Origin of the sequence: Nocardia sp. NPDC058058 (assembly GCF_042885355.1) — a bacterium.
Classification (GTDB): Bacteria; Actinomycetota; Actinomycetes; order Mycobacteriales; family Mycobacteriaceae; genus Nocardia.
This window is the reverse complement of the sequence record NZ_JBHVSA010000001.1, coordinates 2,156,691-2,183,061: the sequence shown is the minus strand read 5'-3', so window position 1 is coordinate 2,183,061 and position 26,371 is coordinate 2,156,691. Positions and strand designations below refer to the sequence as shown.

Here is a 26,371-nt window from a genome sequence, read left to right as displayed (position 1 = left end):
CGATGAGGTGGAGAAGGCAGTGACGACAACACGCGCGGCGGCCGAACGGCCCAAACGCCGCTATGCCCCGCGCTTGCCGCCGGAAGAGCGGCGCGCACAGCTGCTGGACGCGGCCTACGAGGTGCTGTCCCGGGTCGAACTGCACGAACTCAGCATGGAGGCGGTCGCACTCGCGGCGGGTGTGGGAAAACCGGTGCTGTACACCGTGTTCAAGACCCGCGCCGAATTGGTCGAGGCACTGCTGGACCGCGAACGCGAACGCGCCCTGGATCAGGTGGTGACCACCCTGCCCACCGATCTGCTCGGCGGTGATCCGGTGGATATCGCGTCCAAGACGGTCGAGGCGTTCGTCGGGGTGGTGCTCTCCCATCCCACCCGCTGGCGGTTGATCCTGGCCAGTCCCGGTACCGCGCCCGAGGAGTATCGCGCCGCGCTGCGCAGTTCCCGCACCGGTATCTTCGATCAGGCCGAGGCGCTGGTGCGCATGGGTGCTGCCCTGGATTCGCGCTGGGCCGCAATCGATTCGGGGCTGCTGACCAATTCGCTGCTGACGGTCGCGGAAATGCTCGGCGGGATGGCGGTGCGCGATCCGGGGGAGTACCCGCGCGAGCGGATCGAGGGTTTCGTGCGCTCGATCGTGTTCCTGCTCAGCGGTGGTGCGCCCGCTTCCGAAGAAAAGTCTTGACGGCCCCCGCGCCGCTCCGTTAGGTTCCTAACCCTCATGCATTTCTTCTTCTTCGTGTAATCGCCTCGCCGCGTTGAGCTTCGCTCCGCCGCGAATCACCACCCGCACGTAACGCCCCTGTCGGGGTGTGTCTTTCGTGCGTGTTCCGAGCGATCCGGCAGCTGCCGAGAACAGGGGATACCCATGCGTACCGCGCAACTCACCCTCGTAGAAGTCACCAAACGATACGACGACCGCACCGTGCTCGACCGCGTCACCCTGTCCATCCGCCCGGGTGACAAGGTCGGCGTGGTCGGCGACAACGGCTCCGGAAAATCCACGCTGCTGCGCCTGATCGCCGGTCGCGAACTGCCGGACAACGGCGACGTCATCGTGCAATCACCCGGCGGCACAGGCTATTTGGCGCAAACCCTGGATCTGGGGCCGACCGCCACCGTCGCCGATGCCATCGACCTGGCGCTCACCGACCTCCGCGAACTCGAGGCCCGGATGCGACAGGCCGAACAGGCGCTCATCGCACCGGGAGCACTGGGCAAGCGCCTGGCCGTCTACGACGACCTGGTACTCCGCTTCGAAGCACGTGGCGGATACCAGGCCGAACAGCGGGTGGAAGCCGCACTGCACGGTCTCGGCCTACCCGGCCTGGATCGAAATCGCCTGCTGGGCACGCTTTCCGGTGGTGAACGCCGCCGCCTCGCCCTGGCGGGCACCCTCGCGTCCTCCCCGGAACTGCTCCTGCTCGACGAGCCCACCAACGACCTCGACGACGCGGCCGTCGAATGGCTCGAACGGCAACTGCGCGCCCACCGCGGCACGGTGGTGGCGGTCACCCACGACCGAGTCTTCCTCGAACGCATCACCTCCACGGTGCTGGAGGTCGAAGCGGGCCGCGTCTCCCGGCACGGCAACGGCTACGCGGGCTACCTGACCGCCAAAGCCGCCGCCCGCCAACGCCAACAGCAGGAATACGACGCCTGGCAAGCCGAACTAACCCGAGGCGCCCGCCTCGCGGAGTCGAATGTGGCCCGCCTGGAAGCCATCCCGCGCAAACTCCCCCTCGCGGTCTTCGCCGCGGGCCCCTTCCGCACCCGCAGCCGCGGCCACGGAGCCCAATCCCGCATCCGCAACGCCAAGGAAAGGGTGGCCCGCTTGACCACCAATCCGGTTGCGCCACCGGCGGACCCGCTCCGCTTCCACGCCACCCCTCGTCATTCCAGCGAACCCCTTCGTCAAGAAGGCTCACTCCCTAGTCCGAACAGCGAACCCCTTCGTCATTCCGGCGTGCTTTTGGCCGGAATCCACACGGCGGGAGTGGATCCCGGCCAAACCCACGCCGGGATGACGGAGGTGCCGCACACCGGGAAGTCGGGGGAGCCGCAGGGCGTGGCGGGGGAGGGCTCCCTGGTCGCGGAGCTGGCCGACCTCGTAGTCAACGGCCGCGTGTGCCTCGATACTTTGCGCATCGGGGCAGGTGAACGGCTACTGATAACCGGACCGAACGGGGTCGGCAAGACCACGCTGCTGCGGGTGCTGGCCGGGGAACTAGTTCCGGACAGCGGTGAGGTGACCGTGCGCGGTCGCGTCGGGCATTTGCGACAGGAGGAATCACCTTGGGCGGCAACCGAAACGGTGCTCGAAGCCTTCGCTTCGGGTCGGATCGGCTATCCGGACGAGCATGCCGATGAGCTGCTCTCGCTCGGCCTGTTCCGTCCGGCGGATCTGCGCCTGCGGGTGGGTGAGCTGTCCTACGGTCAGCGTCGCCGCATCGAATTGGCAAGGCTGGTAACCGATCCCGCCGATCTGCTGCTCCTGGACGAGCCGACCAACCATCTGTCCCCGGCCCTGGTCGAGGATCTGGAGCAGGCCCTGGACGGCTTCCCGGGCGCGGTAGTGCTGGTCACACACGACCGGCGAATGCGTTCCCGTTTCCGTGGGTCGCGTCTGGAAATGGACGCGCGGACCCCAGCGCTTATGGCCGGGTGAGTGAGTTCCGGGGGCTCGTGTTCGGGCCCGGCACTCGTGGCCGGTTGATCGCCTGCCCTGTTCCGCTCAGAACTCGTGCTGCATGACGTAATCGCTGTGCAGCTGCGATCCGACCAGAAAGGTTTTGGTGCCCGCGATGCGGAATCCGTGTTTGCTGTAGAACCGCTGCGCCCGCACGTTCTCCTGATTGACGCCCAGCCACACCGCCGCGCTGCCTTCGTGCAGCGCGGCTTCGAGGGCGGTGGACATCAGGCCTCCGGACACCCCGTTGCCGTGGTGTCCGGGCAGCACGTACATCTTGGAGAGTTCGGTCACCGGCCGCAGATTGATCACCGCCGCCACGTCCGGATTGGCGGGTTCGGCGGTGTGCAGCAGGCTGTATCCGACGATCTGCCCGGCTGCGACGGCCTTGAGCACGGTGCGCGCCGGATCGTTGAGGTATTCGCCGAACCGTTCCGGCGACAGCACCTCGGCGATGAAGGCGGCGATATCGGCCGGCGTGGACCCCGGCGGACAGGCCAGTGGGAACGTCGCGGCGGCCACTTCACTCAGTGCCGCCGCATCCCCGGAATCGGCCCGATCGATGGTGACTGGGGAGTTGCTCACTTGTCCAGTGAAGCATGCCCCGCATCGGCTCGCGCATCGGCTCCCGCGGCCGGCACAGCGCCTCCGGTACCGCCGGTCCGGGTGTGGAACACCTGCGCGAATCCGATCAGCACGAACGCGAACAGCAGCGGCACCACGAACCCGGCGCGCAGGTTCGCCGCCGCCGAAATGGCCCCGACCACCACGCCGCCGACCAGGGTGCCCGCGTAGTTGAACAGATTGAGCCGCGCGATCAACGCGTCCAGTCCGCGCCCGCTGGTGAGCTGTCCGGCCTCGGAGAAGCACAGCGGCGCGATGAGCGGCAATCCGATTCCGGCAATGAGGAATCCGATGATGGCGACCGCCGGATGCGGCGCGCCGACCACCACGATCAGACCGACCGCACCCACCCCCGAGGCGGCCCGCACCACCGCGCGCGGCCCGAATCGCCGCACCAGCACATCGCCGGTGAGCCGTCCGAGCAGTGACGCGCCCTGATAGGCGGCCAGCGCCAGCGGGGCCGTCGCGGAGGACGAGTGCAGCACATCGGTGAGGAACAGCGCCGACCAGTTGCCGACCGCGAAGTCGATGGCGAAGGCCAGCGCGAGCACCACTCCGAAGATCAGGAAGATGCGGGTCGGCACCGATCCGGCGGGCTCGGGCTCGGCGGGTCCGGTCTCTGCCTGGTCGGTGCCGAGCAGTCGCGGCCCGGCGGCCAGCACACCCGCCAGCACCACCGCGGACGCGGTCAGAATGCTCGCCCACAGCGGCACATTCAGCGCCTTGAACGCCGATACGAACAGCGCGCCGATGATCGAGCCGCCACTCCAGGCCGCGTAGAACGAGGACAGTACGAATCGCCCATAGCCGTGCTGAATGAATACCGCCTGCATATTCGTGCCCGCGTCCACGATGCCGACGGCGATGCCGTAGACCGCGAGCGCCCCGAGCAGTACGAACTTGTTCGGCGAGAACGCGACTCCCACACCGGACGTGGCGATCAGCAGCAGGCCGATGCGCAGTGCGGTGCGGCTGGACCAGCGCAGTGCGATCTTCTCGGCGGTGATGCTGCCCCCGCCCGCCAGTACGGAGATCATCGCCACAGCCGCGACGATCAAGGTATCGGTCAATCCGAACTTGTCGCGCTGCTGCGGAAGTACGGTCAGCACGACCGCGAGGAAGAATCCCTGTAGCGCGAACGCCACCGAATTCGCGGCGCGCGCCGCGCGTAGCAGCGGGTTCGTGGTCTCGAGCATCCCGAAAGAGTAGCGGCGGCAATCGAGTCCGGCATCCCGGGCGCCCATAACAATCCGCGCGGCACTTCATCACGTCGTGCTCGCGGTTGGATAACGAATCTTGCCGCTTTCGTGCCTGGGGGGCGCTCGGCTGCTGCACTCTGGAGGGTACGGCGTGGGCCGGTAGGTTTCCGGGTACCTCTGGAACGGCTCATGGAAGAAGTGGCTGGGGCGGTGATCGTGTGAGCACGAGGCGTGTTGGAGTTCCGCGCGGGCAATCGGTGGCCCTCGTCGATGCGGAACCGAATCAGACATCAGCGGTGGCGGATTCGCGTGGGCACGCCCCGGGGGAGCGCTGCCGGGAGCCGGGTTGTCCGGACTGCCGCTGGGATACCCAGCGGTTCAAATTCTGGCTACGCGCGCGCCTGTTGTCGGCGGGCGCGGATGAGGCGCAGGTCGACGTGGCGATCGGCGGTCTGACGCCGGATCTGCTGTGGCGCATAGGAGATCGCGTCTGCGCCATCGAAGTACACAGTGCCGCACCGGAGTTGGCGCGGGCGCGGCAGCAGACCGCGGCGCTGAAGTCCGGCGGCTGCAATGAAGTGCTGTGGATCACCCCGCCGGGTTTCTGGACCGCGCAGCTGCCCGCGCTCGGCATCGATGATTTCGCGCCCGCGGCCTGCGACTACAAGGTGCTGGGCGGTATGCTCTCCGGCGGCCCCGGTGGTGTGGTTTCGCCCAGTCAATCCGCCTGTGAGCTGCGGGAATTCATCACAGGATGGGTCGCGGAGGAGCTCGCCTACGGCTTCCGCGACGAGCATATGGGAGGCTGGGCCACGGTGACCGATTGGGAACGTCACACTCGGACACAGGCGGCCGTCATCGCACGGCAGCGCCAGGAACTCCAGAATCAGCGCACCGCGCTCGCCCTGGCCCGCAAGGCCACCCGCGACAAGACCAAGCAGCTGGTGCGCCTGACCCAGCGCCTGGAGCGCACCGAGGCCGGCTCCCAGCAGCAGGCCGACGATCTCGCCCAGGCCCGCCGCCGCATCGCCGATCACAGCCGTGTGGACGCCACCCTGCGCATCACGGTTGCCGGTCAGAAGGCCGCGATCATGCACTGGCAGTTGATCTCCTGGTTCGCCCTGCTGATCATCGTCACCTTCATCGCCGCCGGCATGCTGATGATCTGATCGCTGTCACCCCGTCATCCACCCCCGTCATCCCGGCATGCTTTTGGCCGGGATCCACACCGGCAGGTACGTGCCGTTGACCGTGTGGATCCCGGCCAAATACGCGCCGGGATGACGGGGGAGCTTGCCCCCCAAGACATCTCCCGCCGCGCTAGTTCTTCTCGATGTTCTCGTAGTCGAACAGTCCGGCCCAGGTGACCTTCGCCTGCACCCTGTCCGAGCGCGCCGAGGCGGCGTTGTACTCCAGCACTGGAACGTCCGCCATATCGGCCAGCAGCAGGGTTTGCGCCTGCGCCAGTAGCGCGTATCCCTGATCCGGGGTAGGCGCGGCCAGCGCCGCGTTCAGCAGCCGGTCGAATTCCGGGTTGGCGTAATCGATGTCGTTGGTCTCGGACCCGGTGAGGTACTGCGAGGTCAGGAATTCGAACATGGATGGGTAGTCGCCCTGCCAGGCGTATCGGAAGGCCTTGTTCAGACTGCGGTGCGTGATCTCATCGCGCAGATTCTTGAACGTCGGATACGGCGCGGGCCCGGCGTCGATGCCGAGGGTGTTCTTCACGCTGTTCGCGATCGCCTCGATGACCGCCTGATGATCACCGTCGGAGTTGTACGCGATCTGTAGATCCCCGGACCACGGCGACATCGTATCGGCCTGCGCCCACAGCTTCTTGGCCTCATCGGGGTTGTAGCTCAGCCACTGCACCCCGGGAAGATCGCCGCGGAAGCCCGGCAGCGTGGAGGCGGTGAAATCCCGGGCGGGCAGTCGCGCCCCGTGGAAGATGTTGGCGCAGATCTGTTCTCGATTGATCGCCATCGAGATGGCCTTGCGTCGCAGCACACCCTCGGCCCCGCCGAAATGCGGCAGGTCCTTGGGGAATCCGACATGCAGGTTCTGTGCGGTCGGATGATCGATGGCCCGTTCGCCGAGATCCTTCTTGTAGGTGGCGAGCGCACTGGCGGGCACGGTGTCGAGCACATCGAGATTCCCGGCGAGCAGATCCGCGTAGGCGGTGTCGAAGCTCTGGTACATCATGAACCGCAGGCCCTTGTTCTTGGCGGGCCGTCCGCCGTGATAGCCGGGATTGGCCTGCATCACGATCTTGACATTGTGGTCCCAGCTGGTGAACTGGTACGGCCCGTTCCCGATCGGATGCTCCCCGAACGCCTTCATATCCTTGTATGCCGCGTCGGGCATCGGATAGAACGGTGAAAAGCCCAGCGAGAGTTCGAAATCCATCGAGGGCTGGGTGAGATCCACTGTGAACGTGCGATTGTCGACCACTTTGAGCCCGGACATGGTCTGCGCCTTGGGCGGATCGACCGACACATCGGTGTATCCGACGATGGGGGAGAACACCCAGCTGCTCAATTGCGCATTGCTGCCCAGCGCGCCGTAGTTCCACGCGTCGACGAATGATTTCGCGGTCACCGGGGTGCCGTCGGTGAAGGTCCAATCCGGTTTCAGCGTGATCGTGTAGTGCTGCCGATCCGGTGAGTCGATCGACTGCGCCATTTCGTTGTATGACTTGCCGTCCACGTCGTAGTACTTCAACCCGGCGAACAGCCGGTCGACGACGCGCCCGCCCTGATTCTCATTGGTATTGGCCGGAAGCAGCGGATTCTGCGGTTCTCCGGCATTGACGGTGACGTAGCCGTCATCGTCGCCGCCACCGGAGGAGCAGCCCGTCAATGCGGGACTCGCGGCCAATACGGCCGCGAAACAGAGCGCGGTGAGCCTGGACCATTTCATGTTGTCTCCCGATTCCAGCGTTTCCGGCAGATCTGGATCGTAGCGACCGACCCCCGTCATTCCGGCGTGCTTTTGGCCGGAATCCATGAAACCGGTGTGGCGCGGTGGGTGTGGATCCCGGCCAAAAACATGCCGGGATGACGGGCTGCGGCTCAGCTGACTCGGGTCAGGAGGAACGGCCCACGGTCCCAACGCCATTGGTTGCGCAGCACCATGGCGGCCAGATCGAGCAGGTCGATGCCGGTGCTTTCGCGGTAGCGGCGCAGCGCCGTCCAGTCGACCGGTCCGGTGGCGAGCCGATTGCGGAGCTGGTTCTCGTGCCGGGTGCTCACCTTGCGGGCGAGCAGATCCGTGACGCCTTCGTCCGCGCCGGTCCAGACCAGCCAGCCCCAGCCCTGCGCGTGCGCGTAGGCCCGCCCAGCGGTGGATTTGACCCGGTTCACATGGAATGCGGTGTGTGCCAGCGGGATTACATCGATGAGCACCACGCGCCCGTCGGTGAAGCGTGCGACGGCGGCGGGGTAGTGCACGCGTTCACTGCCGTCGATGTCGTAGACGATCTCGGCCGGATACTCCTGGAAGCTCTCCACGCGTTCACTGCCGTCCAGCAGCCGCAGCAGCCGCGCTTGCAGACCGGTGTCGAAAGTCGTTTCCCGGGCCAGCTTTTCGGAGTACATGAACCCGCGCCCGTCATCGCCGAGATCGAGGGTGCGCGCGGGCGCGGTGGGCAGCTCCCGCGGATCGCCCGCCGCCCACTCCACGCGGTGCAGCCAAGGGTTCCAGGCGTCCGCTGGAACCTCTTCCAGGTGTTCGGGCGGCATCAGGTGCCAGCGGCCCTTCTGCTGCCATCCTGCGATGCGCTGGAAGACGAAGCCCGCCAACCGTTTCGACTCCTGCAGATCGTGCCCAGCCAGCCGCAGGTGCAGATACGCGCGATCCTGTCCCGCGATATCGCTGTCGGTGGCATAGATTTCGGCGAGCAGCGTGCGCACCAGACGCTCATCGCTCCAGCCGACGGGGTAGCGGTCGGCGAAGACGCTCAGATCGTGTTCACCGCTCAATTGGGCGGCGCGCACCATATTGCCGATGCCGCGGGTGTAGAGCTGGCGCGCGCGATCGCGTGAAACGCCGAAACGCGCGCCCAGCAGAGTCAGGGTTTCCGGTGGTTCGCCGTCCAGGCCGAGACGGCAGGTGATGAGCAGACCTTCGCGCGGGCGTTCGGCCGCCTGTTCGCCGACCATGGCGGCGAGCACCTCGTCGATGGCTTCCAGGCCGAAGCCATCGAGCCCGGTGGCGGCGTTCGCACGTCCGGCGGCGCTCGCATCGCGCCCGGTGGCAGCCGCCTCGCGCGCGGAGATGCGCGGATCGCGCCCGGCCGCGTTCGCGGCGCGCCCGGTGCCGCCCGCATCGCGCCCGGTGCTCCCGGAGGCTGCTGCCTCACGCTCAGTACTCGTCACAGTGGCCCCTGCCGTTTCGCCAGTCTGTTCGACGAGCTTAGTGGCGGGGGCCGACAGGTTGCGGGAGGTCGGCCGCTCGAATCAGCCGACGGCCGGGTTCATTCAGCCGATGGCCGCGTTCATGATGGTTCCGGCGCTGGTGGCGATGATGCCGCCGATCATCGCGCCCGCCACCATCTTCGGCGAGGCCAGACCGCCGCCGGACCACTTCTCCCAGGCGAAGCGGCCACCGGCGTAGGTGATTCCCATGACGCCGGACAGCAGCACGAACCAGGTGAAGTAGCGGACCAGCTTCATGAGTTTGTCGGCCACCGGCGGTGTCTCGGGGGTCGGGTTGCTGATCTGGGCGAGCACAGAGCTGTCGCTGAAATTGAGCACAGAGCTGTCGCTGAGATGAAGCACAGTGTCGTGGAAGGCGCTGAGCATGGGGGTCACCCCGCTCACGATATTCCAAAATGAGCCGACATGCCCGGGAAAGTTTGTGAGATGCTTTGCACGAGAGCGGATTCCGTGCGTTCAGGGGACTGGACTCGGGAGTCTTGCACGGTGCGGGACTCGGTGGCCCGATGCGAATCGCAACGACGATCTGCCGAGCGCGAGAGCTGAGAAATTGCGGTAGCCGAGGCTCATAGAGCCTCGGACCAGGGGATTCGTTGAGCGGATGACGAGATTCGAACTCGCGACCCTCACCTTGGCAAGGTGATGCGCTACCAGCTGCGCTACATCCGCTTGCGCGTCTTCCGGGGCCTCGCGGCTCCTTCGGCGTGCGAGAGAAGACATTAGCCGACGATGCGCCGAACACCAAAACGGGGTGTTCAGCGCGGTGCCGGCGCGCCCTGCGGGGGTGCTGTCGCGCTCTGCGGTGCGGCGTTCTCGCTCTGTAGCGGCACGATGGAGGCCACCAGCGTGCGATCCCCGACGGTCGAGGTGAGCACCAGCTGCGGCGGCCACACCCGGCTGGACTTATCCGGATGCGCCTCGCTCACCACCATGATGTGCTGCCCCGCGAACGGTCCCGGCATGATCTGCACGCAGTAGGTGGTGCCCACCGGGATGCTGTCGATCCCGGCCTGGATATCGGCGACCGGCGGCGGGGTGGCGTCGGGCGCGAACATCTCCCGCACCCGCGCCCCATTGCGTTCGACGTAGTACCGATTCTGTAGCGCCAGGATCGCGTCGGTGCCGGTGCGGGTGCCGCCGGGTCCATTGCCCCGGATGCTGGTGCCGCTCATCTCATTCGGGCACAGCGTCGGATCGGTGTTCACCGCCGGTGCTGCCGAACTCGGTGTGACCGAGGTCGCCGGGGGAGCGGCGACCGTCGGCATGGGTCCGCTCTTGTCGGCGGGACTCATCTTCGCGATCTGCACCGCCACGGCGGCGACCACCGCGAGCACGGCGAGCACCCCGAGCAGCGGTACGGCCCAGGCGGGATAGGGCCCCCGCTGTGGTTTCGAGCGCAGTGGTGTCGCACGCCGATGCCGGGCTCCCAGATGCGGCCGCAGTCCGGGCTCGTACTCGTCGTCATCGTCGTAGTAGTCGTCATCGTCGTCGTAGTACTCGGGCTCGCTGTGCCGTGCGGCGGCCGGTTTCGGTTCCGGCGCAATCCAATCCGACCAGTTGCCGGTGTACTCATCATCGGTGTCCGGATGCTGCGGTTCGCGCCGCTCCTGTGTGGTCATCGCGTCCCCTGCGGTTGCAGGTCCGGGATGAGCGGCGCGCCGCTGGTGGGTGCGACCGCGGTGGTGGGCGCGATGGCGATCAGCGGCGCTCCGGACGTGCTGGGCGCGGTGGTTCCGCCGCCATTGGAATCGCCTATGCCGAGCGGGAATTGACCCCCGGGCACCGCACTCGTGGTGACGGTGCTGGACGGCGCGAAATCGAATCCGCCGCTGGGCTTGTCGCTACCGCCCTTGGGTGTGGCCCCGGGCGTGCTCACCGAGGACAGATCGTGTGCCAGCGCCGCGAACCAGGTGCCCACGAATTGCGTTGGGCTGTTGCCGAATCCGCCACCCTGCGCATGCGTGTAATCATGCTTGGCGGCGGTATTCCAGTACCGCACCCAGGTGGTGACGTTGAGCAGATCCTTATTGTCGGTGACATTCTGCACCAGCGCCGAGAAGGCCTGACTGGTCAGTTTGCTGATGGTGGTGGGCGGCACCAGATCCGCCACCGCACCGACCAGCTTGGCCCCGAGAACCGCCAGTCCGGCAATGGGATTCGCCAATCCGGCCGCCGCGATCTCGGCGATATTGGTACCGGTCAGTACATTCTTCACCACGGCCACAACGGAATTGAAGGCAATGGTGCCCACCTTCACCAGCGCCTGGATAGCACCGGGCAGATTCAGCGCGGTATTGGGATCGGCGGCGTCGGCCACCCGCTGCGACAGCGATTTCTGCGGCTGAATCGACAGATCGGTGATCGAGTTCCCGGAGATGTCGTTGTTCACCACATTGGTGAACGTCTTGATCGAGGTGAATGCCAGCGCCTCGGCAATGGATTTCAGCGAGGCGATCGGATCACCGCCCGAAATCTCCACCTGGCCCGCGATATTGGCCACCGCGCGCAGCAGCGGCGCGTTATCCGGTGCGTCACAGGCGAGATCGCCGTCCGCGCAGAAGCTGGCCACGCGTCCGCTCAGGCTGCCGAAGTTGACTCCACCGCCGGTGGTTCCGCCCGCGCTGATGGTGTTCACATTGGTGCCGAGTTTGGCGGCGGTGCCCATACCGGATCCGGCCGGCGGCTGATCCGATTGCGGTGGCGGCGGCAGTTTCGCGACTTCGGTGCCGTTGGTGCCGGGCGCGGGATCGGGTTCCTTCTGTCCGGGCTTACCGGGGAACATGGCCGCGCCCGCAGTGCGCGTGGGATCGCCGAACAGCGCGACGGCCGCGACCTTGTCGGCCGGGACCACGCCCTTGCCCGCCGCGATCTCCTGTGCGAACAGCGATGCCACGTTCGCGCCCTGCGAATACCCAGCAATCGCGAGCCTGGTGTTGGCGCAGCGGTCCGCGACCTGCTTGGCCATGGACCGCAATCGATCGAGACCGTTCGAAACCGATTGTGAGTAAGTGGTCTTGTCAGTGGAGATCACACCACCGAACGACGACTCGTACGGTACGTACGCGCGATCGACCAGTCCGGCATCGGATGCCTCGGACATCATCGGCCGGAAGACCGTGGACAGCATGCCGGTATCGGTGGTCACCGCGGCATCGGGTGAGGATTCCCCGGTGCCCTGCACGCCGAGCGCGAACAGCGCCGGGCAGGTGTCGATGGGCAGGCTGGTATCGGGCGGGCCCGCACCGGCCCCGCCTATGGTCACCGCGGTGAAGAGCCCCGCGGTGGTAATGATGAGCAGCAGTTTCCGGACCACGCCCGCACCTCGTTCAGTTCATGGACTCGGGTTCCGAGCGCCGGGTTGCGCGCTCGCGGTGATCCGCGCCCCGGCCGCGCGGGCCGTGGTGAGGATCAGTTCGGCGAGATGCCGAACCGGTTGTGGCGGTGTGCGGGTGGGATCGCCGTCATCCAGCGGTGAACTGGATACGGACGGATTCCACGCCGCCATTTCATGGGGTTCCAGGGCGCGCCACTGCTCCAGCCAGCCCAGTCGCCAGACCTGCGCGCCGAGGTCGTAGGCCAGATCCTCGACATCGCGGCGGCGCTCCTCGACCGGATTGGGCAGTGGGCGTGCGGAATCGGCGACGGTGATCATGCCGACGACCTCGCTGCCCGCCGGGGTGGCGTGCTGTTCATGCGCGACCAGCGCGCGATGCAGCATGTTCATCCCGCGCATATGCGTGCGCGCGACCAGCACCACCAGCGGTGAATCCATATCGGCGGCAAGGCCGATGCGCGCGGGCCAGCGCTGCCCGGCGTCCCCGGCCCAGCTCATGCTGGCGGCCAGGCTGCTCACGCCCGCCCCGCCGTGCACGCCGACCAGCCACAGCAGTGGCGGCCGGGCGGGCCGGTTCGGGACCGCGCGCTGCCACATGGGCACCGGGGGCACGCTGAGCGCGGTCATCGCAGCGCTCCCAGCAGTGCCAGGTACGCGTCGCGGGTTTCGGCGGCCATCCGATGCCAGGAGATGAGGCTGCCGCTGGCGAGGTGAATATCGAAGGGCACCAACTGCACCGCGCGCACCCATTCGCCCAGGTGCGCGCGCACATGCGCGAGGATGCCGACCCCGGTGCCGGGTGTCTGTTCGGTCAGCACGATCACCGCGTCGCCGACCACGAATTCGCTGTAGTTCTCGTCCAGCCAGCTCAGCGCGGGTTGCAACCGGTTGATGGCATCGGGCCGCGCGGCCACGGTGATGACCAGCCCGACCCGCGGATCGGCGAGCAGCGGAGCGGCCAGGCGACTGGTGACCGGTGCGCCCGCGTCGAAAACGGCCAGCAGTCCGGCGGTTTCGAGATGCCGGGCCACCGACACCAGCGATTCCCGGCGCGGCAGCGCGTCCGGACTGCGGGTGAGTACCCGCACGCCGGTACTGGTCTGCCCCGCGCACGCGCCGACGCTGGACGGCAATTCGGGATGCGCGGACACCAGCCAGGTTTGCAAGGTGCTCACCGGCTGCGCGGTATCGCAGCCGCGCAGGCCGATATCGCCGCCGCCGAGCGTGGCGTCCACGGCCACCGGCCAGATCTCGCCCTCGGAGTCGACGGCGGCCGCGGCGGCCAATCCCAGTGCGGTGGTCGATGATCCGGAGGATCCGGAGCCGCCCAGCACCAGCACCGAGGGGACGGCGGCCCGCATCAGGCGGCCCTGTCCGCCGCGCAGCGGCACCGGGTCGGTGGGGGAACCGACCGGGGTGCGCGGCGCGGGCTCTTCCTCGGCTTCGGTGGCCCGGCGGATCAGATCGTGGACATCGACCATGTCCTCACCCGCCGGAGGACCGGATCGAGCTGATCAGCACGTGACCATCCCGGTTGACGGTGGTGAAGACCTGCTGCCAGGACGATTGCGCGCCGTCCGGGCGGAGTTCGTTGACGGTGACATCCCAGCTGTCGGCGGTGAGCCGGGCGATGGCGACGCAGTGCTGTGTCCCGGCCGGGACGGCCGAAATGGCATCGCGGGTGGCCTGTTCCGGGGCGGCCATCGCGTCCGGGGTGAGCATGCTGCGCACCACGGCGGCATCGCGCAGCACGTACCAGGCGTATTCCAGGTGCAGGATGACGCCCGGGCCGGTGTCGAGATCGCCTGTGCTGGAACCGCTCACCCGGTCGGCGGTGCTGCTGGTCTGGCACCACGGGGCCGGAGCGGGCGGGTTCACCGCCGCGACAGTGGGTTCCGAGGTGGGGGCGGCCAGGGGCGTGCCGCTCGGGGTGAGTGTCACCCACGCGCCCACCGCGACCAGCAGCAGTACGACGGCCCCCGCTCCCGCGGCGATCAGCCGATTGCGCAGCTGACGGCGGCGGCGGGTTTGCAGCGCGCGCTCGCGCGCGGCCTCCATGAGCGGGGCCATCGGATCGTCGTCGTACAGCTCACCGTCCTTGGCGAGCGATACGCGCACATGGGCATTCGAATCGCCGGGCGCGGTGGCGGAGTCATCGAGCCACTGCGCCCACGCGGGTCCGCCCGACTGCGCGGAGCGCGGAGTCGGAGCGGTCGGCGGTAACGCGGGTATCGGTGGTCGCGGCGCCGTGCGGTCGTCCTGTTCGATCACGGCGTCACCCAGGCTTTCTCGTTCAGGCACCCGGTGCGGGCGCTAGTCCCGCCAGGAAGGATTCGGGAGTCAGCGGCGGCATCTGGGCGACGGCGGAACGCAGGGAATCGACCGTGGTTTCCACGGTTTGGGTGACCTGGTCGACGGTTTGCGCGACCTGGGTACCCACCTGATTCACCACGGTCTCGACCTGCTGGGCGATGGGGGCCACGGCGTCGTAGACGGGCTGTGCGGCGGGGATGGGGGCCACGGCGGGGACGATCGGCGCGACCGGGGCCACGGGGGCGGAAACCGGTGCTACGAATGGCTGATCGACCGTCGCGGGGTCAGGAGGCGGAGGCTGGTTCGCGTTGCCGCCGCCAAGCGCTCCGGCAGCCATTGCGCCCAAGGTTCCGATGATGCCTACAGCTGGAATGCCTACGACCGCAGCACCTGTCAGACAGCCGGTTACACCACCGATCAGAACGCCTGCCGGGGCTCCGACTCCTGCTGTCGGAATGCCGCCGATCAGACCGCCTGCGATTCCGCCGACAACCGCTCCCACTGCGCAGCCCACCGGGACTGCGGCAACGGTTGCCAGTCCGCCAGCGGCCAAACCGAGTCCTGCTCCAGTGAAGCTGGAAGCGGCCATGCGGTCTGATTGATCTTGGGGGAACCCGAGGCGATCGTACGTCGCGGCGATCTGCCACTCCGCCATATCGAGGTACGCCTGGGCCTTGTTGCGCGTCTTGAGGTCGATGAAGTCCGGCAGCTGCACCGAATTCACGCCCACTCGCAGCTTGTGCGGATCGGTCGGCATGACTTCCTGGTTCGGCGCCTGCGGAACCGCTTCCGGCTCGGGCTCGACCGTATCCGGCTGTGTGGCCTGCGGTTTCGGCCCGACCAGCGTATTCACATCCGGTTGCGTCTGCTGTTGCGGACGCGGCCGGTTGGGCGGCGCGATCGGCGGATCCGGAATCCAGTCCGCGGGACTGGGCGCGGTGGCCGCGGGTGGTGACTGGGGCGTGGTGCTCAGCCCCGGCTGACCCTCACCCGGTACCGCGAGCCCCGGTTGTCCCGGTGCGGCCGCGGCGACCCCCTGCCCGGCGACCAGCATTATCGGTAAAACCGATAATGCGAGTGAAGTTCGTTTGGAATTCATTACCCATTCCCCTTACCCGAACGGCCGACGGCGGTTGAACCCGCCTGAAACCCCCTGCCGACCAGCGTTATTCGCGCCTCCGGCTCAATCCACCGCAGTTGACCCATGACTGAACCCCACCGGTGTGCGATGATCATGTTTCCGGGTCGATCTTACCCGTAACCGTTCCCCTCACAACCTGATACGGATTAGTCGGAACGAATACTTCTGCCCCATCCGATTCCACATCGTAAGATCACTCGCGTTCACCGCAAGAGCCGTGCGGCGCAATATTTCTCATCGCGCCCGCCGGTTCCCGGAAGGAATTCCCATGCGCGCACACCCAGCACACCTCGCGCTACCCCTTGCCGCCGCCTGTGTTCTCACCGGGTGCGGCGGCCTCGGCGGCGGCGGTGTGACGACGACCAATATCGCCCCGCCCGATCCGGCGCGCGCCCCCGCCGATGTGCACTGGGAAGCGTTCCAGGGCATTCAACTCCCCATCGGCGCGCATGACGGCCCCACCAAACTCGCCACCACCGCGGCGGGCTACTCGCATACGCCGCAGGGTGCGGCACTGGCGGCGGTGAACCTCTCGGTGCGCCTGTCCCTGGCCCCCGACGCCGCCTGGCCCGAGATCGCCTCGCAGTCTTTGATGCCCGGCCCTGCCAAGGACTCCTGGGTGCTGTCCCGAGCCCAGATCTCCATCACCGCCCCCGCCAACCCGGCCGTGGCCCCCCGCATCTCCGGCTACAAGATCCCCGCCTACGACCCGCTGCGCACCGAGGTGACGATCTACACCACCTACCCCGACGCCAGCATCGCCGCCACCCGTCAAACCGTCCAGTGGTCGGCCGAGGACTGGCGCTTGACCCTCCCCGACCCCACCTCCAAAACCCCTACGGTGCAATCGATTCCGTCGATCCCGACGGACGCGGTGAAACTGGAGCCCGCCAAGTAGGCATGGTGCCGCCGCCTTCCGGAACCGGCGGCCGCGCACTTCAGCGCCGCCACACCCCGCTGCCCAGGAATCGATCCCACTGCTCGCCGGAGAAGACCAGCGCCGGGCCACCCGCATCCTTCGAATCCCGCACGCCCACATGACTATCGATGAATGCGACTTCCACGCATTCGGAGGCGTTCGGCGACCTACTGGACTTGAACCACTTCGCTTGGGATAGATCGATATTCACGCCGTGTGCTCCTTCGCGATACTCCACACCAGATCTCGGGTGGCGGCTCCGCTCAACGCTACCTGCTCCAGTTCGATGATCGCTCGTCGATGACGGTCGATCACCTCGCTTTGTTCCAGGTAGAGCGCACCTTCGTAACCGTCCACGTAAACGACCGGAGGTTCGACCAATCTGCTTGCCAGTGGCGGGAATTCGAGCAGGGCGAAAGAACGGACCACCAGTCCGATGGGTGCCGGTGCGCTGAACGGTACGACTCGAATGGTGACGTTGTCGCGCTCGGCGACAGCGTTGAGGTGCCGCAATTGTGCGTCCATGATTGTGGGTGCGCCGGGCCGCTGTCGCAGAACGGACTCGGACAGTAGGGCTTTGACGTGAAAGCCTTCCTTGTCGAGTACCAGCCGTCTGCGGGCGGCTAGTTCGAGCCGCCGCTCCACATCGACCGCGGACAGCTGCGGATCGGCTGCGGTTGTCAGAGCCCGGCGGTACTCCGAAGTCTGCAACAGTCCGGGTATCAGTGAAAGCTGGTGCGTCGTAAGTTTATTGGCGGCCGACTCCAGGTTCAAATAGTGATCGAAGTGTGAGGCGAATTGATCGCTGTAGGACCGCCACCAGCCCTTCGTCGTACCTTGCAGCTTGGCGGCCTGGTCTTGCAGCTTGACCTCTTCCCACAACGCCAGCAGCTCATCGCGTTCTTTGCTCGGGTGTCCGACCCCGTAGAAATCCAGTAGGTCCCGAATTTGAGATGTCGATATTTTGATCTTTCGACCATCTTCCATGCGGCCAATGCTCTGCGGTGACAGTTCGATGTGCAGCCCGGCCACCAATTGGCCTTTACCCGCCCGAATTCGGTAGTCCCGGAGAACGCGTCCCGCTGCTCGGCGGGGGAGTGATGATCCGGCCATTTCTTAGCCTCACTACTCGGGATGCCCCGTATGGGAATACCCCTCAGGGGATTTCCACAAGGCTATCGGGAATTTCCTCGCTGGCAGCCCCAATTGGCTCAATCTTAGGTGCGTGAAAGGTCATGGACCGCATCGTCATTTCCCGTATGGAGGTCGTAATGTCTTGGGACGCATGGGCTCTCCTGTCGATCCTCGCCCTGTGCGGCACCGTCATCGCCTGGTCCTGCTGGGGCTTTCATCGTGACCGCGACCCCCAGGAGCCCCACTCATACCGCCTGGCGCTGTCCGGCGGCGGTCACCTCTACATCCCCCGCCCCATCGATCACCCGATAGCCCGCCACCGCACGGTGTCGACTGTCGCAAGAAAGGCGCAGCCACCATGGATATCGGCCATCAACCCCCGGACTACCCGATCATGAACCTCGAGGTCGCACAACGCGGCCGCCGCGCCCACCAAACCTGCGATACCGAAACCTGCCCGGCCAGAGCCTATTTCGACAAGGTCGCCGCCCGCCTCGCCCACCAATCCGAACCCCCCGAACCCCCGGCGGCGACACCGATCAACCCGCCGAGTATGTGATCACCGGAAACTGACGCACCTCCACGCCGCAATTTCCGACCGTCAGTTCCTGGTGATCTTGTCCGCGCGCCCCCGCTCGATTGTCGGGTAGCGAGTGCGCCCGGAAGATTCATGCGGGAACTATCGCGCACGATCCTCGGACACGGCGCTAGGTTGGTAGGCGTGGGCGAATTGGGGGTATTCGACGAATTGCGGCCGCTGCTGTTCACGATCGCGTACGAGATCCTGGGCAGTGCGGCCGACGCCGAGGATGTGTTGCAGGACAGCTACATTCGCTGGCGCGATGCCGACGGGGTGGAGCACCCGCGGGCATATCTGACCCAGGTGGTGACCCGGCAGGCATTGAATCGATTGCGTGCGCTACGGCGGCGGCGCGAGGAGTACGTGGGTAATTGGCTGCCCGAGCCGATCCGCACCGAGAACGATGCCAGTCACGACATCCTGCTCGCCGAATCGGTGTCGATGGCCATGCTGCTGGTGCTGGAAACCCTCGGCCCCACCGAGCGCGCGGTCTTCGTCCTGTCCGAGGTCTTCGGGCATTCCCTGGTCGAAATCGCGGGCATGATCGGCAAATCCGATGCCACCGTGCGCCAGATCGCGCATCGCGCTCGCGCGCACGTGCGGGCGCGCCGCAAACGCTACGAACCCGATTCGGACACCAGCCGCGCGGTGATCGCCCGCTTCGCACTGGCCGCCCGCACCGGCGAGGTGCAGACGCTGATGGATGTGCTCGCCCCGGATGTGGTGTCGATTTCCGACGGCGGCGGCAAGGTCACCGTGGCGGGCCGTCCGATCCTGGGCCCGGAGCCGGTCGCCAAATACCTCATCGCGCTGGCGCGAGGTCCCATGGCGGACATGACTTTCGAGCTCGGCCGCTACAACGCGCTGCCCGCGCTGCTGTGCCGTGCCGCCGACGGCTCACTCGATTCCATTCTCATGATCGAGGTGTCCGGTGACCTGATCACCGGCCTCTACGCCGTCCGCAATCCCGACAAACTGCGCGAGATCGATGTGGTTCGCCCACTGCTGCGAGAAATTTCTTGATCACATGTCACGGTCTCGGACCCGGAGGTGTCCCAGAGGTATGGAAACGATCACCGTAGAACGCACTATCCCCGCTCCCATCGATCAGGTATTCGACTGGTGCGCGACCACCACCAACTACGAACGCACCCGCTGGGTGCTGCGCTGCAAGCTCACCCAACCCGGCCGCGACGCCCCGTACGGCGTCGGCGCGATCCGCGTGCACACCTGGCTGATCGGCTATTTCGTCGAACGCGTCACCCGCTACGACGCCCCGCACTCCTTCGACTACGTGGTCGATCGCAGCGTCCCGCCCTCGCGCCACGAGGGCGGCACCATGACCTTCACCGAGGTCCCCGGCGGCACCCATGTCGTATGGTCGACCACCACCGAAATGGCCGTCCCCTTCGCCGCGGCCGCCGCCACCCGCCGCATCGCGCGGCCCATCGTCACCCATGTCTTCGGCCGCATCCTGCGCGCCTGCGCCGCGGACCTGTCCTCCCGAATCCCGCCGAATCCCGTGGAAGCTCCCCATGACTGACACCACCCCGGCCCTCGCGGTCACCGAACACCTCGTGGACGGCGTCCGCTGCGCCGTCCACGACAGCGATCCGGCGGGCGCGGGGGAGGCCGTGGTCTTCGTGCACGGCAACCCCGGCCCCATGGACGACTGGATCGACCTGGTCCCGCCCATCGCGCGCTTCGCCCGCGTAATCGCCATGGATATGCCGGGTTTCGGGCGATCCGAACGCCCGAAGTCCTTCGACCACAGCGTGACCGGCCACGCCCGCTTCCTCGGCCGGCTCCTGGACCAACTCGGCATCACCCGAGTCCACCTGGTCCTGCACGACTTCGGCGGCCCGTGGGGCCTGCGCTGGGCACTGGACCATCGGGACGCCCTGGCCAGCCTCACCTTGATCAATACCGGTGCGCTCCAGGGCTACAGCTGGCACCGCTACGCCCGCATCTGGCAGACCCCGCTACTGGGCGAACTCTTCCAATTGGCGAGCAACCCCCGCGCCATGCACATCGCCCTCAATCGCGACAATCCAAAACCGTTGCCGCGCAACTACGTCGACCGCGTCGCCGGTTACGCCGACTGGCCCCACAAACGCGCCGTCCTGACCCTCTACCGCAACACCCGCGACCCCGCGAGCGCCTTCCCCGAACAAAACCTCGGCCTATCCGCGGATTCCCTTCCGGTATGCGTGATCTGGGGCGCGGGCGACCGCTACATCCCCGTCCGCTTCGCCGACCAACAGCGAAAGTTCTTCCCCACCGCGGAGATTCACATCATCGAAGGCGCAGGCCACTGGCCCTTCGTCGACGACCCGCAAGCGGTCCTGACCCCCATGGAGGCGTTCCTCCGCCGACAGATCTAGCTATCGCTCGGGCCCACCCCGCGTCAATGCCTATGGCGCGGGGCGGTATCTGTGGCCCGGAAGCCTGCTGTGTGATACCTGTGGCGCGGCGGGCTTCCTGCGCCTCAGCGCGCCAGCAATGCCTCGAGCTTGGGCATCAGATTCCGCCACCCGCGCTCCATGGCATTGCGCGCCATCTTCTGCCGCCGATCCTCGATATCGAACCCGGTCTGCGTCAACAACAACCGCGTCCCCCGCCCCTGCGCCTCAATGGTCCAATCCACCACCCATTTGGGCGGATTGTCCCCTTTCGTATAAACCCAGGTATACGTCAACTGCTCCCCGGGCCGCGCGACCAGCACCTCCGACACGATCTCCGAGGGCGGCTCGGTAGGCATCACGAACATGAAATGCGTCCCCACCTCGGGCGTGAACCCCACGGACCGCAACAGCCACTGCTCCAGCAGGTCCGGATCCGTCAACGCCCGCCACACCTCCTCCGGCGACTGCGGAAAGAACCTCCCCACCTCCACCGCCGCCGGATTCAATTCAGCATCCTCCGCCATCCCACCACCATGCCACGGCACCGGTGCTCTCGTGCGGTAGCGACCCACGCTCGAAACATTCCGTCGAGCATGAAAAGTGTGGAGCGAGCATCGTGCTGCCTTGCTACGGTGGGGATTCATCCAGGGGGAGTGAGCAATGAGAACAACAACATTGGGTATTGCCGTGCTCGCGGCGACGGTGGGATCGGCGGTGCTGTGCGCACCGGCTCAGGCCGTGGACGTCGTCCCGACCGCAAGCATCGGCATCGCGAACCACCGCGTCGCGTCCATCATGGTCACGCTGTCGAACCTCACACCGGGAGCCGATGAATCGGTCTCGGTATCCCTGTCCACCGGGACGTCGGGATCCGGCAGCACCTGGTCCGTCGCGGGCGGTTTCCAGTCACTCAGCATCGGGCTCGTCGGCCCCGAGGTGACCGACGGCCAATCCATCCAAGCCACGATCACCGTCACCGAAACAGACCGGAACACCGGTGCGGTGGTAACCAGCACCGGCACCGCATCGATGACCTGCGCCATCTACTCGGAGTCGATGGGGACCGGAATGTGCTTGTGACGCAACGGCAATGAGAGAGAAGCAGCCGGGACCGGTCGAATCCGTAGTCTGAATGAACTATGCTGCAATAGGTTTCAGGTCTCGCCGTAGTCGTGGCCGTGGGATCGTTACGGAGGGCTGGGGAACATGCTGGTCTGGCACGACATCTTCACGGGCGATCAAGTCATGTCCGACTCCTTCGAGATCGCGGCGGCGATCGATTCGGAAGGTGCCTCGGTTCCCGGACTGTTCCGAGTCGATTCCAAGATCATTGCCAGGGGCGCCGACTCGGACGAGAAGGTCAACAATGTCATCGACGAGCAGGCGGGCTTCGGCTACACGCAAACCTATTTCGAAACCAAAGCGGAGCTGAAGGCCTACCTGAAGCAGTATTTCGTGCGAATCCTCAACCACCTGAAGGGTTCCGGCGCTTCCGGCGACGAAATCGACCGCTTCGAATCGGATGCCGTGGAAATTCTGAAATTCCTGAATCCACGGTTCAAGGATCTCCAGTACTACATGTTCCGCAGTATGGCCGGTGATGGCGGAATGGCGTTCGCCTACTACGAACCTGAAAGTCACACCCCCACCTTCCTGTACATCAGGTGGGGGCTCGAAGAAGTCAAGTCGTAGCCGTCGGTGGCTTACTCGTCGGGGGATGCGCTCCACGCCGGATAGTCGATGACGACCACACCGCCGGTGGCGTAATTGGCGACATCGGCGTTCGCCCGCCGGCCCTGCGGCGACGACCGCGCCGCCTTCATTGCGTCGGCGTCGGCGAAGTCGGCTTCGAAGACCGCGAAATACGGCGCTTGTCCGCCGACCGCCGACACCTCGAAGCTGTACCGCGCCGCGAGCAGGCCGGGCATCGCCAGGGCCAGCGGAAGGTGGGTGTTCACGTAGTAGTCGCGGAAGTGGTCGGGGTCGGTGGGCTCGGGGTAGAGGACCAGCAGCTTATGCATGCCGGCCTCCGCGCGGATCGAGGTTGGTGCGCTGAGCCTGTCGAATTGTCATATCCGCAGGTTAGGGCCTGATGTGCGGGCAAGGGAAAGACCGGAACGGGATAGACTCAGAACCGTTCGTTATCAATCGACGGGGAGGGTGCGTGGCACCGGACACGCTGAGCCTGCGGTACTTCCTGGTACTGGCGCAGGAGCTGAACTTCACCCGCGCGGCCGCCCGGATCGGCATCGCCCAGCCCGCACTCAGCGCCCGAATGCGCCGCCTGGAGGCCGAACTCGGCACCACCCTGCTGATTCGCGATACCCGCAGCGTCGTATTGACCACGGCCGGAGCGGCTTTGGCCGAGTCCGCACCACCCGCCCTCGCGGCGCTGGACCGAGCCTGGGACGCCGCCCGGAGCGCGGGCGCAGGTGAAGTGGGCACCCTGCGCATCGGATACAGCCTCAGCACGGGAGCCGAGACGGCACCGGCCCTGGTGGACAGACTCATTCGCGACAGTCCTGGCCTCGAGGTCAGCGCCGTCCCGATGTCGACACCGGAGATCTCCACCGCCGTAGCCGACGGCCGCATCGACGCCGGCATCACCCGCGGCGAACAACCCGCCCGCGGCGTACGCCGTTACCTCCTACGCCGCCAGCGCATAGGTGTCCAACTGGCCCAACATCATCCACTAGCCGCCCACCCCGAAATCGACATCCCTACAGCCGCCGCCTACCCCCTACGCCTCCCCGACCGCACCGCCAACCCCGCAGTCCACGACCAACTCTCCGCCCTATTCCAAGACATCCACCCGACCCCCCAATTCCAAACCCCCGCAATCTCTTTCGACATGTACCAACGCGACCTACGCGACGGCCGCACCCTAGCCCCCGCAGGCGAAGCCGCCATCACAGTCCTCACCCCCGGCCTAACCTGGCGCCCACTCCGAGATGCCCCCACCCTGACGATCCACCTGGTCCTCCCACGCGTGCAGTCCCCCCTACACCGCCGCATCCGCGCCACCGCCAAAACCCTGGCACAAGAACTGCACTGGCTACCCGGCACCTCAGACGGCCACCAGCCGCAGAAAGGCCCGGCGTGAGCCGGGCCTGATCTGATCGAATCGTGGTGCGCGATACTGGGATTGAACCAGTGACCTCTTCCGTGTCAGGGAAGCGCTCTCCCGCTGAGCTAATCGCGCCGGGTCGTACTTTGAGCGGATGACGAGATTCGAACTCGCGACCCTCACCTTGGCAAGGTGATGCGCTACCAGCTGCGCTACATCCGCTTGCTTGCCGGGGCTCGGGAGCCGATCGGCTTGCGGGACAGAACTTTAGGGACAAACCGGGGTGGAAAGCAAATCGGCACCATATCGGGCGTTTCGTGGCGTCCGGGGGAGTGCTCGCCACGGGACGCTCAGCCGCCGTACGAGTACCGCAGATCCGCGAAGAGCAACACGTTGAGCCTCCGTCGCAGATGCCCGGCCTTGCTCGCGTCTGGAGCCGCGTCGGGTGTCAGCAGTGTGAATCGCACCAGCGTCTCCCGGCTCGGCGTCGCCGACAATTCGAACAGAATCTCGTCATCCGGCCGACTCGGCCACAGCGACGACCACACCACCGTCCGTGGTTCCTCGGCTCGCAGGATCCGCGGCTCGACCTCATCGCCCAGCAGATTCAGCCACGGCCGCGCCCCGGCCCGCCGCGGCCGGGTGAGCGATTCCCACACCGCCGGCGGCGACGCCGGTAGTTTCCTTGCCCGCGAACCGAACTCGATCACGGCCCCAGCGTAGTAGCGGCAACCCCCGATGACGCAGGTCACCGGGCCGGGAAAAGGTCATCCTTCAGTCGCTTCGATTCCAGACCACAGGCTGATGCGCACAACCGGGATCCGAAGGGAATCTTGGTGGGGTGACCGAGATCAGCATGCCCCTACGCCCGGGCCCCGCGCCGCTGCGCTGGTGGCAGCAGGGCTGGCGACTGCTGGTCGTGGTGCTCTTCGCCGCGCTGTCCTGGATCATCGCCAAGCAGAGCCTGCCGGACGATGTTTCCAGGATGCTGATGATGTGGCTGTGTGTGGCCGACCCCATCATCGGTGTGGCCATGCTGGCGCTGCTGGGTTTCCGTCGCCGCTGGCCGGTCGCCGTCGCCGCGATCACCACGGCCGCCTCGGCGGTGTCGACGACCGCGAGCGGGCCGTCGCTGCTGGCGATGGCCTCGGTGGCGACCCGCCGCCGCTCCCGTGAGATCGTCCCGATCGCGGCTGCCGGCGTCGTGTCAGGCATGGTGATGACGGTCATGTACCCGGACCTGAACGTCGATACCGGCATGCCGGGCGCATTGTGGTACACCGTGGCGTTCTTGGTGCTGGCCATCAGCGCCGTGGTGGCGATCGGCGTCGCCGTCGGCTCCCGCCGCGAGGTGATCTGGTCGCTGCAACAGCGCACCGAGATCGCCGAGCGAGCCCAGGTCGCCCGCGCCGCCGAAGCCCGCATCCTGGAACGCCACCGCATCGCCCGCGAGATGCATGATGTTCTCGCACACCGCATCTCACTGGTCGCCATGCAGGCGGGCGTACTCACCTATCGCCCCGATCTGGACTCCGAACAGGTCGGCGCGATCGCCAAAACGATCGCCGACAATTCCCGGCAGGCCCTGGAGGAACTCCGCGATGTGCTCGGCGTACTGCGCGCCGACGAATTGCACACCAGCGATCCGGAACCCCCGCAACCCTCGCTGGCCGCCCTGCCCACCCTGGTGGCCGATGCCCGCGATTCCGGCCTCGCCGTGACACTCACCGACCGCACGGTGGGCGAACCGCCCGTGACGAGCGCCCGCACCGCGTACCGCATCGTCCAGGAGGGCCTCACCAACGTCGGCAAACACGCCCCCGGCGCGCGCGTCTGGATCGGCGTGGAGGGCACGGCGGGGGAGGGCCTGGCGGTCACCGTGCGCGACTCCGGAGGCGACGACGCGACCCGACCCGCCCCACTGTCCGGCTACGGCCTGCTCGGCCTCACCGAACGCGCCGAATTGGTGGGCGGCACACTCGCTTTCGGCCCCCGCCCATTCGGCGGCTTCCAACTCCGCGCCACCCTGCCCTGGCCGGTGGCGGTCGAGGACTGACGGCCGCGCCGACTCGGGCACCACGACAGCGTGCCCGGGTCGGCGCGGCATGCGCCGAACCTCAGAGCGCCTGATTGATCCGCACATGATTGCCCGCCGGATCCCGGAACGCACAGTCCCGCACCCCGTACGGCTGATCCATCGGCTCCTGGACCACCTCCGCCCCGGTCGCCTGAATCTTGTCGAACACCCCGTTGATATCGGAGGTGGTCAACACGATCGTCGCGTACGTCCCCTTCGCCATCATCTCGGTGATCACGCGCCGCTCATCCTCGGTGATCCCCGGATCCGCGCCCGGCGGATGCAGCACGATCGACACCCCGGGCTGCCCGGCCGGACCGACGGTGATCCACCGCATCGGCCCGTATTCGACGTCATTGCGCACCTCGAACCCGAGCGCGTCCCGATAGAACGCCAGCGATTCCTCCGGATCGTTATGCGGGAGGAAAGTGTTGAGAATCGATAGGTCCATGT

At 66.7% G+C, this 26,371-nt stretch carries 29 protein-coding genes and 3 tRNA genes; 12 read left to right on the top strand and 20 right to left on the bottom strand.

Going from position 1 to position 26,371, the window contains the following annotated elements; genetic code table 11:
- The first annotated feature begins 19 nt into the window (after positions 1-19).
- Both ACFVUS_RS10030 and ACFVUS_RS10025 read left to right on the top strand, forming a co-directional pair.
- Positions 20-685: a TetR/AcrR family transcriptional regulator gene (locus ACFVUS_RS10030; protein WP_387763364.1), complete on the top strand. Its 666-nt coding sequence runs from the start codon at positions 20-22 to the stop codon at positions 683-685.
- Positions 686-868: 183 nt separating this feature from the next.
- Positions 869-2,668 carry an ABC-F family ATP-binding cassette domain-containing protein gene (locus ACFVUS_RS10025; RefSeq protein ID WP_387763361.1) on the top strand — a complete coding sequence of 600 codons (1,800 nt, stop codon included), beginning with the start codon at positions 869-871 and terminating at the stop codon, positions 2,666-2,668.
- Between the two features lie 66 nt (positions 2,669-2,734).
- Here the strand turns inward: ACFVUS_RS10025 and ACFVUS_RS10020 are convergent, their stop codons facing one another.
- Positions 2,735-3,274, bottom strand: coding sequence for a GNAT family N-acetyltransferase (locus tag ACFVUS_RS10020; protein ID WP_387763358.1), 540 nt, complete (start codon positions 3,272-3,274; stop codon positions 2,735-2,737).
- Entirely contained in the window at positions 3,271-4,509 is a 1,239-nt protein-coding gene (locus ACFVUS_RS10015) for an MFS transporter (protein WP_387763355.1), read from the bottom strand. Before ACFVUS_RS10015 ends, ACFVUS_RS10020 begins: the two co-directional genes overlap by 4 nt.
- 299 nt (positions 4,510-4,808) lie before the next feature.
- Here ACFVUS_RS10015 and ACFVUS_RS10010 point away from each other — a divergent pair, with 299 nt between their 5' ends.
- Positions 4,809-5,681: a hypothetical protein gene (locus tag ACFVUS_RS10010; protein WP_387763353.1), complete on the top strand. Its 873-nt coding sequence runs from the start codon at positions 4,809-4,811 to the stop codon at positions 5,679-5,681.
- Between the two features lie 151 nt (positions 5,682-5,832).
- Here the strand turns inward: ACFVUS_RS10010 and ACFVUS_RS10005 are convergent, their stop codons facing one another.
- The 10 genes from ACFVUS_RS10005 to ACFVUS_RS09960 all read right to left on the bottom strand — a co-directional run bounded on the left by ACFVUS_RS10005 (position 5,833) and on the right by ACFVUS_RS09960 (position 15,694).
- Positions 5,833-7,431 (bottom strand): ABC transporter substrate-binding protein, encoded by a 1,599-nt coding sequence (locus tag ACFVUS_RS10005; RefSeq protein WP_387763350.1) that lies wholly within the window; start codon positions 7,429-7,431, stop codon positions 5,833-5,835.
- Between the two features lie 152 nt (positions 7,432-7,583).
- Positions 7,584-8,888, bottom strand: a complete 1,305-nt coding sequence (locus ACFVUS_RS10000; RefSeq protein WP_387763347.1) for a hypothetical protein — start codon at positions 8,886-8,888, stop codon at positions 7,584-7,586.
- Positions 8,889-8,990: 102 nt separating this feature from the next.
- Positions 8,991-9,323, bottom strand: a complete 333-nt coding sequence (locus ACFVUS_RS09995) for a hypothetical protein (RefSeq protein WP_387763344.1) — start codon at positions 9,321-9,323, stop codon at positions 8,991-8,993.
- Between the two features lie 221 nt (positions 9,324-9,544).
- A tRNA-Gly gene (locus ACFVUS_RS09990) sits at positions 9,545-9,617 on the bottom strand.
- An 86-nt stretch (positions 9,618-9,703) separates the two neighbouring features.
- Complete coding sequence (locus tag ACFVUS_RS09985) at positions 9,704-10,567, bottom strand: hypothetical protein (protein ID WP_387763341.1); 864 nt, start codon at positions 10,565-10,567, stop codon at positions 9,704-9,706.
- Positions 10,564-12,261 carry a cutinase family protein gene (locus ACFVUS_RS09980; RefSeq protein ID WP_387763339.1) on the bottom strand — a complete coding sequence of 566 codons (1,698 nt, stop codon included), beginning with the start codon at positions 12,259-12,261 and terminating at the stop codon, positions 10,564-10,566. Before ACFVUS_RS09980 ends, ACFVUS_RS09985 begins: the two co-directional genes overlap by 4 nt.
- Before the next feature lie 18 nt (positions 12,262-12,279).
- Positions 12,280-12,909 (bottom strand): hypothetical protein, encoded by a 630-nt coding sequence (locus ACFVUS_RS09975; RefSeq protein ID WP_387763336.1) that lies wholly within the window; start codon positions 12,907-12,909, stop codon positions 12,280-12,282.
- Entirely contained in the window at positions 12,906-13,763 is an 858-nt protein-coding gene (locus tag ACFVUS_RS09970; RefSeq protein WP_387763333.1) for a MinD/ParA family protein, read from the bottom strand. Before ACFVUS_RS09970 ends, ACFVUS_RS09975 begins: the two co-directional genes overlap by 4 nt.
- 4 nt (positions 13,764-13,767) lie before the next feature.
- Positions 13,768-14,553 carry a hypothetical protein gene (locus ACFVUS_RS09965; RefSeq protein ID WP_387763330.1) on the bottom strand — a complete coding sequence of 262 codons (786 nt, stop codon included), beginning with the start codon at positions 14,551-14,553 and terminating at the stop codon, positions 13,768-13,770.
- A gap of 22 nt (positions 14,554-14,575) precedes the next feature.
- Positions 14,576-15,694 carry a hypothetical protein gene (locus tag ACFVUS_RS09960; RefSeq protein WP_387763327.1) on the bottom strand — a complete coding sequence of 373 codons (1,119 nt, stop codon included), beginning with the start codon at positions 15,692-15,694 and terminating at the stop codon, positions 14,576-14,578.
- A gap of 310 nt (positions 15,695-16,004) precedes the next feature.
- On the opposite strand from ACFVUS_RS09960, the gene ACFVUS_RS09955 reads away from it, so the two are divergent.
- Positions 16,005-16,634 carry a hypothetical protein gene (locus ACFVUS_RS09955; RefSeq protein WP_387763325.1) on the top strand — a complete coding sequence of 210 codons (630 nt, stop codon included), beginning with the start codon at positions 16,005-16,007 and terminating at the stop codon, positions 16,632-16,634.
- A 40-nt stretch (positions 16,635-16,674) separates the two neighbouring features.
- On the opposite strand, the gene ACFVUS_RS09950 is transcribed toward ACFVUS_RS09955, so the two are convergent.
- Both ACFVUS_RS09950 and ACFVUS_RS09945 read right to left on the bottom strand, forming a co-directional pair.
- Complete coding sequence (locus tag ACFVUS_RS09950; protein WP_387763322.1) at positions 16,675-16,866, bottom strand: DUF397 domain-containing protein; 192 nt, start codon at positions 16,864-16,866, stop codon at positions 16,675-16,677.
- Positions 16,863-17,768 carry a helix-turn-helix domain-containing protein gene (locus ACFVUS_RS09945; protein WP_387763320.1) on the bottom strand — a complete coding sequence of 302 codons (906 nt, stop codon included), beginning with the start codon at positions 17,766-17,768 and terminating at the stop codon, positions 16,863-16,865. The genes ACFVUS_RS09950 and ACFVUS_RS09945 overlap by 4 nt, the downstream gene beginning before the upstream one ends.
- A 379-nt stretch (positions 17,769-18,147) precedes the next feature.
- On the opposite strand from ACFVUS_RS09945, the gene ACFVUS_RS09940 reads away from it, so the two are divergent.
- From ACFVUS_RS09940 to ACFVUS_RS09925, 4 genes are all read left to right on the top strand, one after another.
- Entirely contained in the window at positions 18,148-18,348 is a 201-nt protein-coding gene (locus ACFVUS_RS09940; RefSeq protein ID WP_387763317.1) for a hypothetical protein, read from the top strand.
- A 162-nt stretch (positions 18,349-18,510) separates the two neighbouring features.
- Positions 18,511-19,392, top strand: a complete 882-nt coding sequence (gene sigJ / locus ACFVUS_RS09935; protein WP_387763314.1) for an RNA polymerase sigma factor SigJ — start codon at positions 18,511-18,513, stop codon at positions 19,390-19,392.
- A 40-nt stretch (positions 19,393-19,432) separates the two neighbouring features.
- Complete coding sequence (locus ACFVUS_RS09930; RefSeq protein ID WP_387763311.1) at positions 19,433-19,912, top strand: SRPBCC family protein; 480 nt, start codon at positions 19,433-19,435, stop codon at positions 19,910-19,912.
- Positions 19,905-20,753: an alpha/beta fold hydrolase gene (locus ACFVUS_RS09925; protein ID WP_387763308.1), complete on the top strand. Its 849-nt coding sequence runs from the start codon at positions 19,905-19,907 to the stop codon at positions 20,751-20,753. The genes ACFVUS_RS09930 and ACFVUS_RS09925 overlap by 8 nt, the downstream gene beginning before the upstream one ends.
- 104 nt (positions 20,754-20,857) lie before the next feature.
- On the opposite strand, the gene ACFVUS_RS09920 is transcribed toward ACFVUS_RS09925, so the two are convergent.
- On the bottom strand, positions 20,858-21,298 hold the full coding sequence (locus tag ACFVUS_RS09920; RefSeq protein ID WP_387763305.1) for an SRPBCC domain-containing protein: 441 nt from the start codon (positions 21,296-21,298) through the stop codon (positions 20,858-20,860).
- Positions 21,299-21,434: 136 nt separating this feature from the next.
- On the opposite strand from ACFVUS_RS09920, the gene ACFVUS_RS09915 reads away from it, so the two are divergent.
- Both ACFVUS_RS09915 and ACFVUS_RS09910 read left to right on the top strand, forming a co-directional pair.
- Positions 21,435-21,854 carry a hypothetical protein gene (locus ACFVUS_RS09915; protein ID WP_387763302.1) on the top strand — a complete coding sequence of 140 codons (420 nt, stop codon included), beginning with the start codon at positions 21,435-21,437 and terminating at the stop codon, positions 21,852-21,854.
- Between the two features lie 126 nt (positions 21,855-21,980).
- Positions 21,981-22,466 (top strand): hypothetical protein, encoded by a 486-nt coding sequence (locus ACFVUS_RS09910; RefSeq protein WP_387763299.1) that lies wholly within the window; start codon positions 21,981-21,983, stop codon positions 22,464-22,466.
- A gap of 11 nt (positions 22,467-22,477) precedes the next feature.
- Here ACFVUS_RS09910 and ACFVUS_RS09905 read toward each other — a convergent pair whose 3' ends face one another.
- Positions 22,478-22,795, bottom strand: a complete 318-nt coding sequence (locus ACFVUS_RS09905) for an EthD family reductase (RefSeq protein WP_387763297.1) — start codon at positions 22,793-22,795, stop codon at positions 22,478-22,480.
- A gap of 143 nt (positions 22,796-22,938) precedes the next feature.
- On the opposite strand from ACFVUS_RS09905, the gene ACFVUS_RS09900 reads away from it, so the two are divergent.
- Positions 22,939-23,877, top strand: a complete 939-nt coding sequence (locus tag ACFVUS_RS09900; RefSeq protein WP_387763294.1) for a LysR family transcriptional regulator — start codon at positions 22,939-22,941, stop codon at positions 23,875-23,877.
- A 24-nt stretch (positions 23,878-23,901) separates the two neighbouring features.
- Here the strand turns inward: ACFVUS_RS09900 and ACFVUS_RS09895 are convergent.
- From ACFVUS_RS09895 to ACFVUS_RS09885, 3 genes are all read right to left on the bottom strand, one after another.
- Positions 23,902-23,976: transfer RNA gene (locus tag ACFVUS_RS09895), tRNA-Val, on the bottom strand.
- Positions 23,977-23,990: 14 nt separating this feature from the next.
- A tRNA-Gly gene (locus ACFVUS_RS09890) sits at positions 23,991-24,063 on the bottom strand.
- 128 nt (positions 24,064-24,191) lie between these two features.
- Positions 24,192-24,551, bottom strand: a complete 360-nt coding sequence (locus ACFVUS_RS09885; protein WP_387763291.1) for a hypothetical protein — start codon at positions 24,549-24,551, stop codon at positions 24,192-24,194.
- A 131-nt stretch (positions 24,552-24,682) separates the two neighbouring features.
- On the opposite strand from ACFVUS_RS09885, the gene ACFVUS_RS09880 reads away from it, so the two are divergent.
- The gene (locus tag ACFVUS_RS09880) at positions 24,683-25,897 is read left to right on the top strand and encodes a sensor histidine kinase (RefSeq protein WP_387763288.1); all 1,215 of its coding nucleotides are present in this window, start codon (positions 24,683-24,685) and stop codon (positions 25,895-25,897) included.
- Positions 25,898-25,958: 61 nt separating this feature from the next.
- On the opposite strand, the gene ACFVUS_RS09875 is transcribed toward ACFVUS_RS09880, so the two are convergent.
- Positions 25,959-26,369 (bottom strand): VOC family protein, encoded by a 411-nt coding sequence (locus ACFVUS_RS09875; RefSeq protein WP_387763285.1) that lies wholly within the window; start codon positions 26,367-26,369, stop codon positions 25,959-25,961.
- Between the last annotated feature and the right edge of the window lie 2 nt (positions 26,370-26,371).

What these genes read in the sequence shown, in the direction of transcription:
- ACFVUS_RS09985 (WP_387763341.1), bottom strand. Translation starts at nt 10,567, where the DNA reads ATGACCACACAGGAGCGGCGCGAACCGCAGCATCCGGACACCGATGAT.
- ACFVUS_RS09915 (WP_387763302.1), top strand. Translation starts at nt 21,435, where the DNA reads ATGAGAACAACAACATTGGGTATTGCCGTGCTCGCGGCGACGGTGGGA.
- ACFVUS_RS09920 (WP_387763305.1), bottom strand. Translation starts at nt 21,298, where the DNA reads ATGGCGGAGGATGCTGAATTGAATCCGGCGGCGGTGGAGGTGGGGAGG.
- ACFVUS_RS09945 (WP_387763320.1), bottom strand. Translation starts at nt 17,768, where the DNA reads ATGGCCGGATCATCACTCCCCCGCCGAGCAGCGGGACGCGTTCTCCGG.
- ACFVUS_RS09875 (WP_387763285.1), bottom strand. Translation starts at nt 26,369, where the DNA reads ATGGACCTATCGATTCTCAACACTTTCCTCCCGCATAACGATCCGGAG.
- ACFVUS_RS10025 (WP_387763361.1), top strand. Translation starts at nt 869, where the DNA reads ATGCGTACCGCGCAACTCACCCTCGTAGAAGTCACCAAACGATACGAC.
- ACFVUS_RS09960 (WP_387763327.1), bottom strand. Translation starts at nt 15,694, where the DNA reads ATGAATTCCAAACGAACTTCACTCGCATTATCGGTTTTACCGATAATG.
- ACFVUS_RS09975 (WP_387763336.1), bottom strand. Translation starts at nt 12,909, where the DNA reads ATGACCGCGCTCAGCGTGCCCCCGGTGCCCATGTGGCAGCGCGCGGTC.
- ACFVUS_RS10015 (WP_387763355.1), bottom strand. Translation starts at nt 4,509, where the DNA reads ATGCTCGAGACCACGAACCCGCTGCTACGCGCGGCGCGCGCCGCGAAT.
- ACFVUS_RS09930 (WP_387763311.1), top strand. Translation starts at nt 19,433, where the DNA reads ATGGAAACGATCACCGTAGAACGCACTATCCCCGCTCCCATCGATCAG.
- ACFVUS_RS09925 (WP_387763308.1), top strand. Translation starts at nt 19,905, where the DNA reads ATGACTGACACCACCCCGGCCCTCGCGGTCACCGAACACCTCGTGGAC.
- ACFVUS_RS09970 (WP_387763333.1), bottom strand. Translation starts at nt 13,763, where the DNA reads ATGGTCGATGTCCACGATCTGATCCGCCGGGCCACCGAAGCCGAGGAA.
- ACFVUS_RS09905 (WP_387763297.1), bottom strand. Translation starts at nt 22,795, where the DNA reads ATGCATAAGCTGCTGGTCCTCTACCCCGAGCCCACCGACCCCGACCAC.
- ACFVUS_RS10005 (WP_387763350.1), bottom strand. Translation starts at nt 7,431, where the DNA reads ATGAAATGGTCCAGGCTCACCGCGCTCTGTTTCGCGGCCGTATTGGCC.
- ACFVUS_RS09940 (WP_387763317.1), top strand. Translation starts at nt 18,148, where the DNA reads ATGGATATCGGCCATCAACCCCCGGACTACCCGATCATGAACCTCGAG.
- ACFVUS_RS09910 (WP_387763299.1), top strand. Translation starts at nt 21,981, where the DNA reads ATGCTGGTCTGGCACGACATCTTCACGGGCGATCAAGTCATGTCCGAC.
- ACFVUS_RS09955 (WP_387763325.1), top strand. Translation starts at nt 16,005, where the DNA reads ATGCGCGCACACCCAGCACACCTCGCGCTACCCCTTGCCGCCGCCTGT.